Below are 17,854 nucleotides of genomic sequence, written 5' to 3'. Positions count from 1 at the left end.
CGGCGTCCGGGGCGTCCATCGCGGGCCTGCTCAGGCGCCGTCAGCGAGGCCGCGGAACAGCTCGGCGATCTGGCGCTGCGTCTCCACCCATTCATCGGCGGTGCCCTTGACGAGGTCGGAGATGTCGTTCAGCTCGTCGTCGATCCAGCCCGCCAGGCGCACCGCGGCGGCCGCCGCATCGCTGTCCTCGGCCTCGAGGTCCCCGGCGACGGACGGCACGTCACCGCGCACCGGCTCGATCGGCGAGGCGGTGAGCGCGTCGGCCGCCGGCCGCAGCGGATCCAGGGCACGCAGCGCCTCCCGCCAGCTGCGCAGCTGGTCGAGGTCGACCCGGATGCTGTCTTCCGCTTCCATCACTCTGCCATTCGGGGGATCGACGTTCGCGCGTCGGTGAAGTGGATTTTATAGCATGATCGGCCCGTCCTCCGGGCGGTACGACTGATCGATCATGGACGTTTCCGTATTGACACCACATGGAAAGATTCCGGCGTGAAGTCCGGGCCGCCGAGGGAGATGTAAATGGATCTTCGAATTGAGATCGCGGACGAGCGGGAGGTCGTCCTGCTGCGCGAGCTCAAGATGTGGCTGGACCGCTCCTCGACCCTCGACGGTTCCGTCGTTCAGCTGGTCGAGGCCCCGATCGAGCCCGGACGGATGGGTGGCGTGGTGGAGGCCGTCCGCGTCGTCCTGACCAGCAAGGAGGCCATCGCGCCCGCGCTGACGGCCGTCGGTGGATGGATCGTGGCGCGGGCCGGGCGGTCGACCAAGGTCAAAGTCCGCGTCGGGGATCGGGAGGCCGAGATAACGGCGCCCGGCCGCCGTGATCCGGGCGAGATCGCCCGCGAGCTGCTGGACGCCCTGGGCGTCGACCACGAATCATGAGACTGCCGAATCGGCAGAAGTCAAGGGTGATTCTTGCCGGTACGGCCGAATATCGCGACATTGATCTGCCGCCGATCGGCGCGGTCAAAGCAAACATCGAGGCGCTTTACGACCTCTTGACCGATCCCGCGCGGAGCGACCTCACCAAGGCCCAGTGCGTCGCGCTGCACGATCCCGCCGATCCGGCCGCTCTGCTGTCGGCCCTGGACGCCGCCGCGGCGGAAGCCGAAGACCTGCTGCTCTTCTACTACGCCGGCCACGGCCTGGTCGACCCGGCCGGAACCGAACTGCGGCTCGCGGTGCACACCACCGCGAGGAACTCCTTCTGGACCGCCGTGCCGTTTCACGACGTCGCCGCCGTGCTGCAGCGCAGCGCGGCGCACGCGAAGGTCGTCATCCTGGACTGCTGCTACAGCGGACTCGCCCTGCAGAAGGTTCCCTACCTGCGCCGGCTCGGCCGCCTGAGCCCGGACGACCTCGACACGGACGGGCTGTTCGTGCTGACGGCGTCCGCCGCCGACTGGTTCGCCGCGAGCCCGGAGGGGAAACGCCACACCGCGTTCACCGGCGAACTGCTCGGGGTGCTGCGCGCGGGCGTGGCGAGCCAGGACCGGCTGCTGGCCCTCGATGCGGTGTTCCCCGCGGTCCGGGCGCGCCTGATGGCCGCGGGGCAGGCCGAGCCGCAGAAGGAGGACCGCAACACGGCGGGCCGGTTGGCCTTGGTGCGGAACGCGGCCTACCGCAAGGAGCCCGCGGCGCCGCCGCCGCGGGATCTGTCCCTGTGCCGCGCCCTCCTCGTCGGCACCGGCACCTACGACGATCCGGCGTTGCCGCCGCTGCCGTCGGCGCCGCGGGGCGCCGACGCCCTCGCCGCCCTGCTGTCCGACCCGCTCGTCTACGGCCTGCCGTCCGGCACCTGTGTGCGGCTCATCGACCCACCGGGGGTGGACGACGTCCTGGCGGCGGTGCGCGAGATGGCGGACGCGGCGACGGACGAGCTCCTGGTGTACCTGGCCGGGCACGGAGTCCCGACGGCCGACGGCGAGGTCGGGTTCCCGGTGCGCGGCTTCCGGCCCGACCGGCCCCGGACGCTGGTCACCGCGAGCGACCTCAACGCCGCCCTGATCGGCACCCGGGCCCGCTCCACGGTGATCTTCGCCGACGCGTCGTTCTCCGGCCGGCTGGCCGGCTCGATGACGGGGGTCCGTAACACGACCATCCTGAGCTCGTCGGGCTCCCACCACCTGGCCCGGGTCGCGGGCGGGCACGGCGTCTTCACCGCCGGGCTGCTGCGGATCCTGCAATACGGCCTGCCCCACCGGCCGGAGCACCTGACGGTCTCCGACATCTTCGAGGGCCTCACGGCCGGGTCGTCCAGCGGACCCTGCCACCTGTCGATCCTGCGCTCCCAGCGCACCTACTGCCTGTTCCAGAACCGTTCGAAAACGTACGATCCCCAAGCTCCCCATCCCTGCCAGGGCGGGAGCCCAACTCGGGATTGACATGGAACGGCATTTCACGTGAGGTGTGGCCATGAAGGTCATGACCATCTACGCGCACCCCGCGGACACCATCACCAACTGCGGCGGGACCCTTGCCCGCCATGCCGATGCCGGTGACGAGATCGTCGCGCTGATCCTCACCCACGGCGGCCGCATCCACGCCAACCGGTACGCCGAGGAGTGGCGCAAGGACAACCCCGACGCGGCAATCGCCGGCGCCGGGCTGGACGAGATCGTCGCGTTCAAGAAGGGCGAGCTGGAGCGGGCCGCCGAGATCGTCGGGATCTCGCGGGTGGTCACGCTCGACCGCGACGACCGCGAGGCCGGCCTGCACGAGTCGCTTGTCGAGACGGTCGCCGAGCAGATCGCGGCCGAGCGCCCCGACGTCATCATCTGCGACTACCCGCAGAACCCGGTCATGGCGGCCAACACGCACACCGTGGCCACCACGACGGTCCTGGCCGCGCTCGGGCGCGCCGGGGCCTACCTGCGCAACCTCGACGGCCGGCCCGAGTACCACGTGAAGCAGGTCTTCCTCACGTCGCTGCCGGTGTACCCGATCGACGGGCTGAGCCTGTTCGGGGTGCGCAACGACGTGTTCGTCGACATCACGCCCGTCGTCGGGCGCAAGGTCGCGGCCATGGACTGCTTCGACAGCCAGGGGTACTCGGGCCTGTTCGCCCGCAAGCTCATCGAGTCGGCCAACGGCGAGGCCGGCCGCGCCGCCGGCGTCAACTTCGCCGAGGGCTTCTACCGGCTCTACAACGAGACCCACGGCACGCTGCCGCTGACCGCCGCCGCGCAGGCCGCCGACCCGCTGGTGCGGCACGTGGAGTACAGCCGGATCAGCCTGCGTGAGGCGTACCCCCTGCCGTGACGGCCGGCTCCCGGACCGGCGCGACGTCGTCGACCTGCAGGGTGCGCAGGTCGTCGACGTCCGGCGCGGCGATCGTGCGCAGCCGCCCCGCCTGGCGCGTCACGGCCGCGTCGAACACCTGCCGCGCGTAGCGGGCGTTGCCGAACGCGGCGTCCCTCGGCACCGTCTCGAAGTGTTCGCGCAGCGCCCCCAGGGTCCCGCCCGGGCAGTCGTACCCGCTGGTGCGCGCGAACCCCTCGAAGATCGCGACGAGCTCGTCGGCGCTGTAGTCGGCGAAGTGGATGCGCCGGCTGAAGCGGGAGCCGAGCCCGGCGTTCGTGGCCAGGAACGCCTCCATCTCGCGCTCGTAGCCGGCCGCGATGACCACGACCTCGTCGCGGTGGTCCTCCATGAGCTTGACCAGCGTGTCCACCGCCTCGCGGCCGAAGTCCTGCTGGTTGCCGTTCCCGGTCAGGGTGTACGCCTCGTCGATGAACAGCACGCCGCGATCGGTTCGAAACACGACCGGCGGTATTCCTGATCATCGCTGTTCACGTCGCCGTCGCCTGCTGCTTCCACACGACCGCGAGACTCGGCGCAGCCTGCTGCCAGCCCAATCCCGGAGTCGAACCCGTTGGAGCCACTCGGACGCCGGCGGCGCCTCGTGGCGGCCGTCACTGCGGGCCTCGCCGCGGCCCTGCTCGCCGCCCCCGGCCCGGCCGCCGCGCACCCGTTCGGCGACCCCCAGACGGTCGCCATCGCCGTCGACGCGGCCCGGCCCGAGGTCGTGCACGTGCGCTGGAAGGTCGGCGGCCTCGACGACCTCGTGCTGCTCGGCGTCTCCCTCGGCCTGCTGCCCCGGGACCGGGTCATGCTCGACGGTGCCGTCTTCTACCGCGACAGCGACGCCGCCGCCATCGGCCCGTCCGACCGCTTCGCCGCGTACCTGCTCAAGCAGATCACCGTGGCCGGCGGCGGGAAGGCGTGCGCCGGCGCCGTCGAGCGCCCCGCCGACCTCGCGAAGAGCGGCGTGAGCATCGACTACACCTGCGCCGGGCCGGTCGGCACCGCCACCGTCGCGGTGCGCACGCTCACCGACCTCAACCCGGCCTACCAGACCCTGGCCACCGGCCCGCAGGGGGAGCGCACGGTGTACCGCCAGGGCGCCGACTCCCACGACTGGCCCCTCGGCCCCGGCCCGGCCGCAGCGCAGCACCGGGGCCGCAGCGCCGCGCTGCAGATCGGCCTCGTCGCCGGCGTGCTCCTGGCCGCCGCCGTCATCGCCGTCTTCATCACCCGGAGAATCCGCAAAGGAGCAGGATGAGGCACCACTTGCGGCGGCTGCTCGCCGTCGCGCTGGTCGGCGGGGCGATCGTCGCCGTCGAACCGGCCACGGCCCACGCCGAGCCGAGCCCGTCGGCCGGCACGCCCGTGCTCAACCTGCGCGACGGGCAGACGCTCGAGGGCACCGTGCGGGTCGACGCCGAGCCGGCGGCCGAGAACGACTCGGTCGTCGCGCTGACGGTCGACGGTTCGCCGGTGGCCGCGCAGCCGACGGCGGGCACCGCGCACTTCGCCTTCGACATGGGCGGCAACGGTACCGAGGCGAGGTACCACAACTACATCACGGTGAACGAGCACACGGCGGCGGCCGACCGGGTCTACTTCCCCGACATCCCGGGCGGGCGCAACGGCACCCTCGCCTTCCCCGGCGGGTGGCTGCACCCGGGCGCCAACACCGTCACCGTGCACGCCGGCGCCAACTGGGTCGACACCACCAACACCGCGGCCGCCGGGGTCGAGACCCTGCCCAACGGCGAGGGCCTGCGCTGCCCCAACTACGACGACTTCCCGCTGAGCAGCCTGAGCCTCAGCCTCGTCGGCGTGGTCGCCGACGGCGAGCAGAACTCCTTCAGCTACAGCTTCGGCGACGGTACCTGTGGCAGCAGCCCGCACCTGCTCACCCAGGACCTGACGTTCGTCGTGTCCGGCACCCCCGGCGGCACCGCCGGCCTCGGCGCCGACCTCGACACCCGCGCCCTCGCGAACGGGCCGCACACGGTCGCCGCCACCACGAAGTCCGGCGCCACGGCCCGGGCCGCGGTCGCGGTGAACAACGCCCCGGCGGGCGCGCCGAAGATCACCCCGGCCGACGGGGCGCTCGTGCGCGGCACGCGTCCGGTGATCGCCGCGCTCACCGGCGGTACCGGAAACGTCGAGTCCCTCGCCGTCGACGACCGGGCCGCCGAGAACGCCGAGACCCTGGCCGCCGGCACCGCGACCCTCGGGCTCACCGTCGAGGCCGGCAACTCGGCCGAGGCCAAGTACCACAACTACCTGCTCGTCAACGGCAACCGCGTCGACCTCGGCGGCGACTACGGCGTGGCCGGCCAGGAGACGGTGGCGCTGAAGTTCCCGAACCGCTTCCTGCACAACGGCGACAACGTCGTGCGCGTCAAGACGGGCGACTTCAACGGCACCCTCAACGGCGCGACCTGCGCCAACCACGACGACTTCCGGATCGCCGCCTCCTCGGTGCTGCTCGCGCCGGGCTCCGCGGGCACGGTGACGAACGGCCCGGTGTACCTGTGGACGGGCGAGACCAGGACGGTGACGACCGACGCCTCGCTCGCGCTCGGCGACGGCACCTGCGGCCCGAACAAGGAGGCCGAGTTCCACTTCGACATCGCGGGCGCCCCGACCACGCGCACGATCGACACCCTGGCCGCGGCGGGCGACGCGCACCTGCGGGTCTTCGTCGGCGGCAACGGCGCCGACAACGGCTTCGACAACAAGGTGCTCATCAACGGCATCCCGCTCGACCTCGGCATCTGGGAGAAGGAGGTCGCCGACCTCGCCTTCCCGAACGAGTGGCTGGTGCCCGGGGTCAACGTCGTCGAGTTCGTCGCCGGCAGCGACCACGGCAGCGCGACCGGCGGCTGCGACAACTACGACGACTTCACCCTGCGCGACTTCGCGCTGGCCCCGGCCACCGGCACCGCGACCCAGCTGACGAGGATGACCGCCGGGAACACCGTGACCATCGGCTCGGCGAGCTACCCCGCGGGCCAGCCGGTCACCGTGTACGTCGGCGACGGCACCTGCGGCAGCTCGTTCAACTCCACCCTGGACAAGACGGTCCTCTTCGACATCGCCGGCGCCCCGGCCGCGGGCCGCCGCGCCGACGTCGACACCACGAAGCTCGCCGACGGCCGGCACTCCATCGCGGCCGTCGTCGGCGACAAGACCTCGACCCGCGGCTTCACCGTCGACAACACCGCTCCCCAGGTCGCCCGGAGCGTTCCGGCCGAGGGCCAGCGGCTCACCGCCACCGTCGCGCTGCAGGTCGACGTGGCCGACGCCACCGGCATCGCGGGCCAGCCGGTCATCACCCTCGACGGCAAGGCCGTCGGCCGGGGCGACCAGATCGGCCGCGGCCTGCCCGCCGGCGCGCACACCATCGCGGTCACGGCGGCCGACACGCTCGGCAACGCCGCCACCCGCGAGATCCACTTCACCAGCGCCAACATCCCGGACGTGCCGGCCGAGCTGACCGCGAGCGTCACGGGGACCGACCACCCGAGCGCCAGCCTCTCGGCCAAGGTGCCGGGCGCGGCCGGGGTACCGCTGACCGCCACCTTCACCAAGGCCGACATGGTGCTGCCGACCGGCGGCTACCAGGGCACCGCGGCCGCCGTGCCGACCGCCCTGGACGTCGCCCACGACACCACCGTGGACGTGCGCTCGCTGCGGCCGCTCGACGGGCGCTCGCTCGCCACGCCGTCCGCGCGCGACGTGGTCTTCCAGCGGTACGACCTCGCCCTCGCCGGTGCCGCGAACCCGACGCTGCGCTGGGAGGGCACCATCGACCCCGAGCGGGTCGTGGCCCTGCGCGTATGGAACCCCGCGGCCGCGCAGTGGGTCGTGCTCACCAGCGCGCGCGGCCAGGCCGAGCGCAGCACGGTCCTCGCGGCCCAGCTCGGCGACGGCTACCGCGACGGCGGCACCGTGCACGTCCTCGTCACCGGCGAGGACCCGTTCGCCGACGACCTCTCGCCCCGCGACGCCACCGCGCAGCAGGACAAGGACCACTTCGAGGACCCCGGCACCTACGACTTCGCCCTCGCGCACTTCACCGACACCCAGTACCTCACCGAGGGCGCGGCCGGCGGCACCTACGACGACTGGGACGGCCGGAGCGAGGCGGCCGACGTCGAGACCGCCGAGGAGCAGGCGATCTGGGCCGCGGCCTACCGCGACACGACCCAGTGGATCGCCGACAACCAGGCCGGGCGGAAGGTCGCCTACACCGCGCACACCGGCGACGTCATCGAGAACGACTACTACGACCCGCTGGCGAAGAACGCCGACGGCTCGCTGCAGCGGCCCGGCCTGAACGAGGAGGTCGACAAGGAGCTGGCGCTCGCCTCCGGGTACCAGAAGATCCTCGACGACCACGGCGTGGTCAACCAGGTCATCGCCGGCAACCACGACGACCAGCTCGGCGCCGAGACCGGCCCCGACTCCCGGTTCAGCCGGACGTTCAGCGCCGGGCGCTACTACGACGTGGCCAAGTCCTGGCCGGCCGGGACCGAGTACCACGCCTGGGACGAGCAGAACGGCGCTGCGGGCGGTTCTTCTCCCGGGCATGACAACCAGAACAACTACGTGCTGTTCTCGGCGGGCGGGCTCGACTTCGTCGCCGTCGGCCTCTCCTACGGGGTCACGCCGCAGGAGGCCAAGTGGGCCGACTCGATCTTCAAGCGGTACAAGGACCGCAACGGCATCCTGCTCTCGCACGACTACCTGAAGCCGTCGACGAACCCGGACGGGCGCGGCGCGGACTTCTCGGCGCCGGACGGCTCCCCGCTGTACAAGCAGGTCGTGGAGGCCAACCCGAACGTCTTCCTGGTCCTTGCCGGCCACGAGCACGGCGTCGGCACCAACCTCAAGACCGGCGTCGGCGTGACCGTCGCCCACGACGTCGTCGAGCTGCTCGCGGACTACCAGTTCTACACGGTCCCGGCCGGCGAGCTGTGGCCGTCGCTCGTCGACGCGTCCGGCAACATCGACGTCAACGGCGACGGCACCGCCGACCACAAGGCGACCGACCGGCTGCAGTTCGGCGCGAGCTTCCTGCGCCTGCTGCAGTTCGACGTCAAGCGGGCGGAGATGCACATCGACACGTACTCGCCGTTCCTGCACAACTACGGCGCGACTGAGTACGACATCCGCCAGGACGGCAGCCAGACCAAGCCCCGGTACAACGGCGCGGAGGACAACCTGACCCTGCCGGTCGACCTCACCAGCCGCAAGACGTCCTTCGCCACCGACTCGCTGGCCGCCTACGTGCCCGCGGGCACGATCGGCACCGACGAGGTGACGGCGGGCGGCACGGCCACCGTGAGCTGGACCGGGCTCGCCCCGGCGACGTCGTACGCCTGGCTGGTCTCCGCGAGCAGCGCCGACGGCGGCGTGGCGGCGGCCCAGCCGGCCGTGTTCCGCACCGCGCGCGGCACCGTGTCCCTGGCGGCGACGGCGGCCCCGGTCAGCTGGGGCACGGCCGCGACCGTCACGGTGCGGGCCGACGCCGAGGGCCTCGCCGTCACCGGAACCGTCGAGCTGCGCGAGGGTGACAAGGTCCGGGGCAGCGCCGCCCTGGAGGGCAACCAGGCGGTCTTCAAGCTGCCGGCGGGCCTCGCGCCCGGCACCCACACGCTCCTGGCGACCTACGCGGCCACCGACACTTTCGAGGCCGCGCAGGCGACGGTCGCGGTGACGGTGAACGCCCCGGCGGTGTGGAGCGCGGCGAAGGTGTACCTGGGCAACGAGCGGGTGACCTACGACGGGCGCGTGTACCAGGCGTCCTGGTGGACCCAGAACCAGAAGCCCGGCGACCCGAACGGACCGTGGCAGGAGATCGCCCTGGCCGAGGACGGCACCGCGCTCTGGACCGCGTCGCGGATCTTCAACTCGGGCGATGTGGTGCTGTACAAGGACAAGCGGTACCGCGCCGCCTGGTGGACCCGCAACCAGGCGCCCGGCGACCCCAACGGCCCGTGGAAGCCGATCGGCTGAGCAACAGCCGGAACGACCCATCCCTGCGGCCATTTCCGGCTGCAGGGATGGGCGACCGGGGTGGTGGAACGGACGGCCAGAGCCGACCGTTCGCAGAACGCGCCGAAACACCCCCCGCCCGTACCATCGAGGCATTCCCATCGCCTCGTGAAATCGGTGTCCAGCTGTGGCCGACGATGCCGTTGCGCGCCCCCGTGGCCGATTCCTGCTGCGTGTCGCGAATGTGAATCCGGAGAGTGTCCGGTCGCACTCCGACCGGGTCCTGTACTCCGCGATCGGCGTATTCATCCTGCTGTACTTCGCCTACGCCACGGTGGGCGGCGCGGTATTCATCGACACCAGCGCCAACTACACCCACCCGTGGTGGCGGTGGCTGGTCGGGCCGCTGATCGCGTTCGCGGTCATCGCCTATGACCGCGCGGTCGTGGGCCGGGTCGCCACGAACTTCGAGGACCTGGAGAACGAGGACCCGAAGAAGCTGGTCAAGGGGCGGACCATCGGGCTATACCTGGGCCGGTTCGTGCTCGCGCTGCTCGTCGCGGTCGTCATCACCGAGCCGCTCATGCTGGACCGGTACCGCGGCGAGATCGACAACTACCTCAACGACAAGCACAACGTCGCCGCGGAGCAGTCGCGCTCGGCCGGCGCCATCAAGGGCTACGAGGACGAGAAGGTCCGCATCGACGGTCAGAACACCGCCGACGACGACGCCGTGGCCAAGCTGACGAAGTCCGCGGCGGACAAGCGCGCCGAGGCGGCCGACATCTACAAGCAGGCCCTCGCCGACTCCGAGGGCGACGGCGTCACCCACAAGGGCGGCTGCCCCGCGGGCGGCTACTGCGACTCGCTCGTGAAGCGCTCGAACCAGCTGCGCGACGAGGCCAGCCGCCTCGACGGCGAGGCCGCGACCCTGCGCCAGCAGCAGCAGCCGGCCCGCGACACCCGCGCGGCGCGCAAGCGGGAGCTGGACGGCCTGATCGCCAAGGCCCAGGACGACAACCTGCAGGTGATCAAGGCGAACTCCGGCTTCGGGGCGCGCACCGCCGCCATGTGGCACCTCATCGCCTCGGACTTCCTCGGCGTCGGCGTGTTCTACCTCGGCACGGCGCTGCTGCTCATTGCGCTGGACTGTGCGGCGATCGGGCTGAAGCTGGTCTCGCACGGCAACGCCTACGAGCGCGCCGAGGCCCGCCAGGCCCGCGAGCAGGAGCTGATGTCGCGGGTGCGGCACAAGCGCAAGGTCGAGACGGTGCAGAAGGCGGAGGACGAGTACGGCGCCGTCGCCTCGGAGATCGTCACCGAGAGCATCCGCGGCGCCGCCGACGAGCGAAGACTCCGGCGCGAGGCGGCCCGCGAGGCGCGGGAGCAGCTGCGCACGACGCTGCACGACACCATGCACGTCGGCGCCGACGGCAAGGCGGCCCGCAACGGCCGCGACCGCCGGCGCGCCGAGCCGGCGTCGGCCTCGCCGTGGCCGGCGCCCGAGCACGGCTTCGCCGACCCGGACGGCGACGACGACCCGGACACGACCGGCGACGACGGCCCGACCCGGGGCTGGGCGTACCGCTGACCCGCACGCACGGACCGGCCCCCGCCCTTGCGGACGGGGGCCGGTTCGGTTGTGCGGGTCACTGCTCTTCGCTGATGACCAGCAGCTCGACGTCGTTGCGGCTCTTCTGGTCGACCGCGATCGGCTGCTCGCCGATGACGTACCGCGCCTCGCCGAGCTCCGCCGGGTGCCGCTGGGTCAGCAGGTCCGCCAGCGCCGCCGCGTTCGCCCTGGCGGCCGCCGGGTCGGGCCCGGCCCCGGAGAGCACCACGTACACGACCCGCCGTCCGGGCGCCTTGACCTGGAGCTGGCCCTGGATCTCGGCGACGGTCTCGTCCGGCTTGGCGCGGTCGAAGGTCACCCGGAACGGGGTCGCGGTCGCGGCGGAGGTGAGCCGCGGCTTGGACGGCGTGGTCGACGTGACGGGAGCGGACGTCGCCGACGGCCCGCCCGGTTGACCGCCGTCCTCCTGACCGACCCAGATCGCGAGGCTGACCAGCGTGGCCGCCGCGCCGGCGAGGGCGACGCCCCACACCAGCCGGCCGCGCCGGTCCGGCTCCGCGCCGCCGGCCGGCCAGGACCACCGCCGCGGCCGGTCGTGCCCGGGCTCGCCGGCGGCCGGGGCGCCCGCCGACGCGTACACGGTGGACTTCGGCGCCTCGCCCGCCCGTTGCAACGGCGAGGGCACCGGCTCCCGGTTGTTGGTGGCGCTGGCGACCGCCCGCTGGATCAGTTCCACGAGGCGGGGGTCGCGCAGGCGGCCGCGTGACAGCAGATCGCTGACGGCCCCGAAGAGGACCTGCCGTACCGCCCGCCGCGGGGTCTGGTTCGCGCGCGCGGCGTTGTCGAACTCCAGCAGCCACTGCTCGGTCTGGCGGGTGTCGGCGCGCGCGACGAGGATCGGCCCCAGGCGGAACAGGTCGCCGTCGTCGAGCGCGCTGCCGTCGGCGGATCGCTGGGCGGCGGCGGCGACCAGGCCGGCCGCGGTGGCGGGCCCGAGCCGGGGCATCTGCTCGAGCACGCGCCGGGCGAACCGCGGGCCCCGGGCGCGCAGCAGGTCCCGGGCGCGGATGGTGAAGCCCTGGGCGTTGAGCTCGGCCACCACCAGGGGGCTCGGGTCGGTGTACAGGTCCGGGTGGTCCCACGGCGAGATGTCCAGCAGCCGCAGCCACGCGTCCGGCGCGGTCATGGTGCCGTCGACCCGGTGGCCGCGGATCAGGTCGGCCAGCGGGCCCGGCTCCGGCGTCGCCTCGCGCACGAGCGCGGCGGCGGCCTTGGTGTGCCCGGCCAGGGACCCGTCCAGGAGGTGGTCGAAGAGCGGGTTCAGGATCGCCTCGCGCAGGACCGGCTCCCGCAGGCTGCCGAGCGCGGTCAGGGCGGCCTGCTCGTGCCGGGCCGCCCACTGGGTGACCACGCCGGGGAACCGGGCGAGCTGGGTGCGCCCGTCGCGGTCGCGCAGCAGCGTGGGCACGTTCTCGGGGGTGGGCAGGACCCTCGTGGCGGCGGTGTGCTCGACCAGCGCGGCCAGCGACTCGACCGGCACGGCGAGCAGTTCCTGGTCGACCTCCAGGCGCACCGCCAGGCCCACGAGCAGCTCGAAGGCCGAGCGGTGGGTCGCCGCGGCCAGGCGCCGCTGTACCGCCTCCGCGCCCGGCGCCGCCGACCAGCGCACCCGGTCGATGACCCGTTCCAGCGGCGAGCCGGTCCGGAAGTCGGCCGGCAGGTCGGCGGTGACGAGGTTGGGGCGCGGCTCCTGCAGCGGGCACGTCGACCACGCGTAGGTGCTCGCGACCGCCCGGGGCAGCACGCTGAGCACGGCGAAGATGGTGACGGCGGCCTCGGCGGGGGAGCCGGGCAGGCGTACGAGGGGCTGGCCGAGCAGCAGGCCGGTCAGCGCGCGGCGGACGGCGGCCTCGTCGGCGTGCCCGGCGGCGAGGGGCTCCTTGCCGCCGACCGCGGCGATGCCGTCGGTCCAGGCCTGGCCGGCCTCGAGGTCGAAGGGCAGGAACTGGAAGCGGCAGGTGCCGGCCACCCCGAACGGGCCGCCGCGGCCCTGCTCGGCGAAGCACCAGTACGGCCGCCGCCCGACGTGGACCGCCCGGAGGCTGTACACGGGGTGCTCCATCGTGGAGCGGACCGACGGCTGGGCGACCACGTCGTCGTCGATGAGCTGCGTCGCGGCGGCCCAGAACTCCGGCGCGGCGGAGGAGGCGGTGTCCGAGGTCCGCAGCGGGGCGAAGCCGCGGCCCTCGGCGTCGGCCCACGCGATGAGGGGCGGGTTCATGCCTGTGCCTTTCCGAGGGTGGCCAGCAGCAGCTGGCTCAGCGCCGCCGAGCGGTCCTGCAGCCGGGGGAAGGTGGCGTTGGACTCCAGGGGGCGCAGGCGGGGGTTGCCGGCGTCGTCGAAGGCGCGGGGGACGGTGCCGAGGGGTGAGGCGAGGAAGAACCGCAGGCGCAGCCACGGTTCGCGGAGCAGCTTGTAGAAGGTCCACTCGTGGCCGAGGCCGTAGGTGATGCCGCAGCCGAGGGCCGACATGACGACGTCGCGCAGCTGGGTGTGGCCGATGGCGTCGCGGCGCTGGGCGCGGTCGAGGTGGGCGCCGATGGAGGGGACCAGGATGGTGTACGGGTTGCAGGCCGGGTCGTCGCCGTCGGGGATGTCGATGTGGTCCTCGCGGCCCTCGTGCGCGAGGTTCCAGAAGTTCAGGGGCTCGGAGTAGTAGCGGATCAGCCCCTCGGCGACCTGCCGGCAGCGGGCCTCGCGGACCCGCTCGTCGACGGCCACGCCGGCCTGCAGGTACTGCAGCAGCGACGCCGCCGCGTGGTCGACGTGCACGGCGCCGTCGAGGTGGGCCCGGGTGAGCACGGCCAGGTAGCCGGCGACGCCGCGCAGCACCTCGCCGGGCTGGCCGAGGTGGTCGAGGTCCTTCTTGCGCAGCACGGCGTGCAGCAGGTCGCTCTTGGTGATCGCGACGAGCAGCTGCACGCCGGCGCCGGGGTCGGCCGCGACCTCGCCGTCGAGCAGGGTGAGCCGGCGGCCGATCTCGGTCTGGACGTGGTCGCGGCGGCTGCGGACCACGGCCTGGCCGGCGGCGTGCGTGGTACCGGGCCGGAGGCTGCCGTCGAGGACGTCGGTGTACGCGCTCTCCTCGGCCAGGCTGTCCTCGGCGAAGCGGTCCATCGAGGCCGACACGAGCGGGTCGATGACCCAGATCAGCGCGTCGTAGTCGCGCAGCTTCACCCGCTCGCGCGGGGAGCCGTCGTCGGGGTCGAACATCTCGCCGGGCAGGTCGGCCAGGCCGGTCCAGGTGCGCCGGGCGCGGCACTGGGTGCGCATCACCAGCGGCTGGCGGAAGCCCTTGCCCCACTCGGCGGCCCGGCGCTGCCCGTCGACCACGGTGCGGCGGATGACGTCCTGGATCGCGTCGAGCACCTCGGGCAGCTGCTCCTTGAGGATGCCCTCGGGCCGGCCCCAGCGGTCCATCATGGTCGGCTCGATCGCGTCGCCGACCGCGAGGGTCTGCGCGTACATCGTCGAGCGGCTGCGCATCGGGATCTGCTCCAGCGGGCTGAGCTGGTACTCGCGGATGCGCCCGTCGTCCTGGGCGGGCAGGAAGTTGTGCGGGTTGTCGAGGTTCTGGTGCATCGTGCGCAGCAGCAGGTACGTCTTGCCGCTGGCCGGCGCCCCGATCGCGGCGATCATGTTGTACTCGTCCACGTGGTGCTCCGCCCCGCTCACGCCGGGCCGGTCGAGCACGGGCGCGGAGTCGGGGAAGATGTGCCCGCCGCCGCACAACAGGTAGACGTAGTCGATGTCCAGCTCGTTGAAGCGGGGGTCGGTGGAGCGCGGCATCGGGAAGTCGTGGCCGACGACCGAGAGCCGCCACGGGTACCGCCGCGACTGGGTCGCCATCGGCCCGACCTCGAGCCGGAAGCAGGGCGGGAAGGCGAACCGGCCGTTGTCGCTCATCACCGGGGCCGCGCCGAGGGCGGCGCCGCACGCCGGGCAGGAGCGGCCGAAGCGGCGCAGCAGCTGGTGGTCGCCGCTCCTGCCTTTCTTCTCGCCGCCTTCGGGGGGCGCGGGTCGGCGCGGCCGGGGCGGCCAGATCCGGGCGTACAGGTCCTGCAGGCGCGGCATCATCCGAACACCGCCCAGGCCAGCAGCAGCACCACGAACAGCGCGCCGAGCACCGCCAGCCCGGCCAGCAGCCCGGCCCGCACGCCCCATTCCCGGCCCGCCGCCCCGGCCGCCTCCAGGTAGTCGGTGAGGCGGCCCTCGACCGCCTCGACGGTCGCGGGCGGCGCGGCGGCGCCGGCGTTGAGCCAGTCGCCGAACCGGTGCCCGAGGCCCGTCAGCTCCGACTCCGGGCCGCACGCCCGGCTGACCCGGCGGCGCAGGTGCTCCCGGCCGGGGAAGGGAAGGTTTGCGAGCTCCATCAGCCGCCCATTCCGAATACGATCACGGCCAGCACGAGGACGGCGACGACGACTACGGCGCCGGCCGCCGCGCCGGACATCAAGGCGTTGCGCACCGCCAGCTCCCAGGCCCGCTCCTGGACGGCCTCGTAGCCGTGCCGGACCCGGGCCGGCAGCGGGCCGGGCAGGGCGAGCGCGGTGCGGCGGATGCCGTCCAGCTCGCGGCGCATCGACTCCGAGCGCGCCGCCTCCGGCCGGTCCCCGGGGCCGGGGCCCGGCGCGGGCCGGCGCACCACGCAGGCGCGCTCGGCGTTGATGAGGCTGTCCACCCACAGCAGCGCCGACCAGTCCGGGTGCTCGATCTCGCGGCCGAAGGGCTCCACGGCGGCCTCGATGAGCGGCTCCCAGCGCAGCTCGGCGGTGTTCTGCCAGCGCCGGCGCAGCGCCGCGCGGACCGCGTCACGGTCGTCGGCGGCCCGCCCGCCGAGCCCGGAGAGCAGCGTCTGCTCGACCCACTCGCGGCCGGCGAGGGTGCACAGCACGACCAGGGCGAAGCCGAACCGGTCGTGGGCCCGCAGCACCTGGTCGCTGCGCTTGCCCTGTGCCAGCCGGCCGTAGGCCCAGCGGCGGGTGTAGCGCAGCGACTCCGGCGGCGGGTACAGGCGCGTGGCGGCGTCGATGTCGATGAGCACGAACCCGGCGGCGTTGGCGGTGTGGTACCGGCAGACGTTGTCCGGCTTGATGTCGCAGTGCACCATGCCGCGCCGGTGCAGCGCGTCCAGCCCGGCGCCCATGCCGAGGAAGTCCGGCAGCTGCTCGACGGCCGGCCGGGCCAGGAACGGCGCCCAGCTCAGCTGCTTCATCCAGGGGGAGACGGCGAGCAGGTACAGGTCGGGGCTCGGCACGCCGCCGTCGAACAGCCAGGTCGGGTACACCCCGCGCAACTGGCGCATCAGGTCCTCGGGGGCCAGCTCCAGCTCGGTCTGCACCGTGCCGTCGAGGATCTCCGTGCTGCCGTCGGTGTTGACGATGTGCACGGGCACGACCGCCCACGGCGGCTCGATCGGCGTGCGGTCCTCCTGGCCCGGCAGGTCGGCGTTGGCGCCCTGCACGTCCGAGGCCTGCTGGCGCAGGTAGGAGCGCAGCGCCTCGGTGTCGGTCCGGTTCGCGCAGCGGTAGATCTTGACGTGCCAGCGCTGCCAGTGCGAGGCCTGGCGGCTGTGCGCCTCGGTGTAGCGCACGCCGGTGCTGATCAGGCGCAGGCCGCCGGGGCTGCCGGGGGCGGGCACGTTGAAGTGCACCTCGCGCGGCTCGGCGGTGACCGGCGCGGCCACCACCAGCTCGGCGTGCCAGCCGGAGCCCTTGAGCCTGACCACCAGTTCCGGCTCCTGCGGCGTCATCGAACCTCCGTGGTGATCAGCTTGTAGGTGACCTCGCCGGACCCGGCCCCGCTCCGGGCGGCCGACAGGCCGTAGGTGATCCGGCCGGCGGCGGCGAACGGCAGGGAGTGCCCGGGCGGCAGGGCCCGGCCGTCGACGCGCACCAGGTAGTCGCGGCGCTCGTTGCAGCGGTGCAGGCGGGTGGTGCCCGCGTGGTGGCGGATCAGCAGCAGCCGCCCGCGCGGTACCACGGCCGCGAAGTCGGGGATGCGGACCGTCGTGCCGGTGGCCGGGCCCAGGCCGCGGCCGAAGGGGAGCCACTGGTCGGCGTCGGGCAGCAGGTACCGCCAGCGCCAGTCGCCGAACGCGAGGGTGAGCGCGACGGCCCGGGCGGCGGGCGGCGCCGATCCCGGCTCGCGGCCGCCCGGCATGCTCTTCAACCCCGGCGTGGTGCCCTTGAACCCCGGCGTGGTGCCCTTCAACCCCGGCGTGGTGCCCTTCAACAACGGCATGGTCCCGGCGGCGACCGTGCCCGGCGTCGTTTCCACACCGATCGTGTCCGGGCCGGGTGGGCTGAACATGGTGTCCGGGCCCGGCGCGCCCGGCATCGGGTGCGGGAGTCCGCCCGGCATCGTCTCCGTGTCGGGCGGGCCGGTGCCGGGGTCGGGCGGCGGCGGGTAGAGCACGATCCGGTAGCCGGGCGCGGCGATGCCGTCCTGGCGGTCGAACAGCACCCGGACCCGGGCGCCGGGCAGCCGTTCGCGCACGATCCGCGCGGCGAGCGTCCGGTAGAGGCCCGGCTCGACCGGCGGCGTGGCGGTGACGACCACCGCCCGGATCTGCGGCGGGCCGGCCCCGGAATCGGCCCGGACCGCGGCACAATAGGCGCCGAGCGATCGCTCGAGGGCCAGCAGCACGATCGAATCGAGCACGGCCCCGGAATTGTTCCGGTCGAATTCGGTCCCGCCCACGTTGGCCTCCGGCGACGGTGCGGCAACCGCGACGACGATGGTGCCCGGCGACGCATCGCGCGCACCGGGCTCGAATTCACCGTAGGACAGAGCGCGGGTGGCCCGCATTCGCCGTTCAGGCGAGCCCCGAACCGGATCGGCGGGCGAATCCGGAAAACGGCCGGTGCCATTCCGAATGAAGGATTTCGCTGTATCGATATGCGCCGCTTGACAGCACCCACC

13 protein-coding genes are annotated in these 17,854 nt (G+C 73.3%); 6 read left to right on the top strand and 7 right to left on the bottom strand.

Annotation, left to right across the window (positions count from 1 at the left end):
- Positions 1-30: 30 nt before the first annotated feature.
- On the bottom strand, positions 31-354 hold the full coding sequence (locus ACPPVO_RS45265; RefSeq protein ID WP_426504821.1) for a hypothetical protein: 324 nt from the start codon (positions 352-354) through the stop codon (positions 31-33).
- A gap of 165 nt (positions 355-519) precedes the next feature.
- On the opposite strand from ACPPVO_RS45265, the gene ACPPVO_RS45260 reads away from it, so the two are divergent.
- From ACPPVO_RS45260 to ACPPVO_RS45250, 3 genes are read left to right on the top strand one after another with little or no spacing between them, the layout of a single operon-like run.
- On the top strand, positions 520-882 hold the full coding sequence (locus ACPPVO_RS45260) for an effector-associated constant component EACC1 (protein ID WP_426504819.1): 363 nt from the start codon (positions 520-522) through the stop codon (positions 880-882).
- Positions 883-908: 26 nt separating this feature from the next.
- Entirely contained in the window at positions 909-2,384 is a 1,476-nt protein-coding gene (locus ACPPVO_RS45255; RefSeq protein ID WP_426504817.1) for a caspase, EACC1-associated type, read from the top strand.
- A gap of 31 nt (positions 2,385-2,415) precedes the next feature.
- Positions 2,416-3,261 (top strand): PIG-L deacetylase family protein, encoded by an 846-nt coding sequence (locus ACPPVO_RS45250; RefSeq protein ID WP_360380728.1) that lies wholly within the window; start codon positions 2,416-2,418, stop codon positions 3,259-3,261.
- On the opposite strand, the gene ACPPVO_RS45245 is transcribed toward ACPPVO_RS45250, so the two are convergent.
- On the bottom strand, positions 3,230-3,763 hold the full coding sequence (locus tag ACPPVO_RS45245; protein WP_426504816.1) for an AAA family ATPase: 534 nt from the start codon (positions 3,761-3,763) through the stop codon (positions 3,230-3,232). The two genes, ACPPVO_RS45250 and ACPPVO_RS45245, sit on opposite strands and share 32 nt — an antisense overlap.
- A 141-nt stretch (positions 3,764-3,904) precedes the next feature.
- Here ACPPVO_RS45245 and ACPPVO_RS45240 point away from each other — a divergent pair, with 141 nt between their 5' ends.
- From ACPPVO_RS45240 to ACPPVO_RS45230, 3 genes are all read left to right on the top strand, one after another.
- Positions 3,905-4,564: a hypothetical protein gene (locus ACPPVO_RS45240; protein WP_426504814.1), complete on the top strand. Its 660-nt coding sequence runs from the start codon at positions 3,905-3,907 to the stop codon at positions 4,562-4,564.
- Positions 4,561-9,318 carry a carbohydrate-binding protein gene (locus ACPPVO_RS45235; protein WP_426504813.1) on the top strand — a complete coding sequence of 1,586 codons (4,758 nt, stop codon included), beginning with the start codon at positions 4,561-4,563 and terminating at the stop codon, positions 9,316-9,318. Before ACPPVO_RS45240 ends, ACPPVO_RS45235 begins: the two co-directional genes overlap by 4 nt.
- A gap of 223 nt (positions 9,319-9,541) precedes the next feature.
- Positions 9,542-10,888, top strand: a complete 1,347-nt coding sequence (locus ACPPVO_RS45230; protein WP_426504811.1) for a DUF4407 domain-containing protein — start codon at positions 9,542-9,544, stop codon at positions 10,886-10,888.
- A gap of 58 nt (positions 10,889-10,946) precedes the next feature.
- Here the strand turns inward: ACPPVO_RS45230 and ACPPVO_RS45225 are convergent, their stop codons facing one another.
- Genes ACPPVO_RS45225 through ACPPVO_RS45205 form a run of 5 tightly spaced genes read right to left on the bottom strand, consistent with a single transcriptional unit; the run spans position 10,947 to position 17,593 of the window.
- Positions 10,947-13,151 carry a hypothetical protein gene (locus ACPPVO_RS45225; protein WP_426504809.1) on the bottom strand — a complete coding sequence of 735 codons (2,205 nt, stop codon included), beginning with the start codon at positions 13,149-13,151 and terminating at the stop codon, positions 10,947-10,949.
- The gene (locus tag ACPPVO_RS45220) at positions 13,148-15,007 is read right to left on the bottom strand and encodes a hypothetical protein (protein WP_426504808.1); all 1,860 of its coding nucleotides are present in this window, start codon (positions 15,005-15,007) and stop codon (positions 13,148-13,150) included. Before ACPPVO_RS45220 ends, ACPPVO_RS45225 begins: the two co-directional genes overlap by 4 nt.
- Positions 15,004-15,303, bottom strand: a complete 300-nt coding sequence (locus ACPPVO_RS45215) for a hypothetical protein (RefSeq protein ID WP_426504806.1) — start codon at positions 15,301-15,303, stop codon at positions 15,004-15,006. The genes ACPPVO_RS45220 and ACPPVO_RS45215 overlap by 4 nt, the downstream gene beginning before the upstream one ends.
- Positions 15,303-16,682: a hypothetical protein gene (locus ACPPVO_RS45210; protein ID WP_426504805.1), complete on the bottom strand. Its 1,380-nt coding sequence runs from the start codon at positions 16,680-16,682 to the stop codon at positions 15,303-15,305. Before ACPPVO_RS45210 ends, ACPPVO_RS45215 begins: the two co-directional genes overlap by 1 nt.
- Positions 16,679-17,593 carry a hypothetical protein gene (locus ACPPVO_RS45205; protein ID WP_426504803.1) on the bottom strand — a complete coding sequence of 305 codons (915 nt, stop codon included), beginning with the start codon at positions 17,591-17,593 and terminating at the stop codon, positions 16,679-16,681. Before ACPPVO_RS45205 ends, ACPPVO_RS45210 begins: the two co-directional genes overlap by 4 nt.
- Between the last annotated feature and the right edge of the window lie 261 nt (positions 17,594-17,854).

The organism is Dactylosporangium sp. McL0621 (assembly GCF_049995355.1).
In the GTDB taxonomy this organism is placed as follows: domain Bacteria; phylum Actinomycetota; class Actinomycetes; order Mycobacteriales; family Micromonosporaceae; genus Dactylosporangium.
The sequence above is the reverse complement of the archived record's forward strand: the minus strand, read 5'-3'. Positions and strand labels throughout refer to the sequence as shown.

Excerpts from the sequence above, each read along its gene's own strand:
- ACPPVO_RS45265 (WP_426504821.1), bottom strand. The coding sequence starts at position 354 with ATGGAAGCGGAAGACAGCATCCGGGTCGACCTCGACCAGCTGCGCAGC.
- ACPPVO_RS45260 (WP_426504819.1), top strand. The coding sequence starts at position 520 with ATGGATCTTCGAATTGAGATCGCGGACGAGCGGGAGGTCGTCCTGCTG.
- ACPPVO_RS45250 (WP_360380728.1), top strand. The coding sequence starts at position 2,416 with ATGAAGGTCATGACCATCTACGCGCACCCCGCGGACACCATCACCAAC.
- ACPPVO_RS45235 (WP_426504813.1), top strand. The coding sequence starts at position 4,561 with ATGAGGCACCACTTGCGGCGGCTGCTCGCCGTCGCGCTGGTCGGCGGG.
- ACPPVO_RS45225 (WP_426504809.1), bottom strand. The coding sequence starts at position 13,151 with ATGAACCCGCCCCTCATCGCGTGGGCCGACGCCGAGGGCCGCGGCTTC.
- ACPPVO_RS45220 (WP_426504808.1), bottom strand. The coding sequence starts at position 15,007 with ATGATGCCGCGCCTGCAGGACCTGTACGCCCGGATCTGGCCGCCCCGG.
- ACPPVO_RS45215 (WP_426504806.1), bottom strand. The coding sequence starts at position 15,303 with ATGGAGCTCGCAAACCTTCCCTTCCCCGGCCGGGAGCACCTGCGCCGC.
- ACPPVO_RS45210 (WP_426504805.1), bottom strand. The coding sequence starts at position 16,682 with ATGACGCCGCAGGAGCCGGAACTGGTGGTCAGGCTCAAGGGCTCCGGC.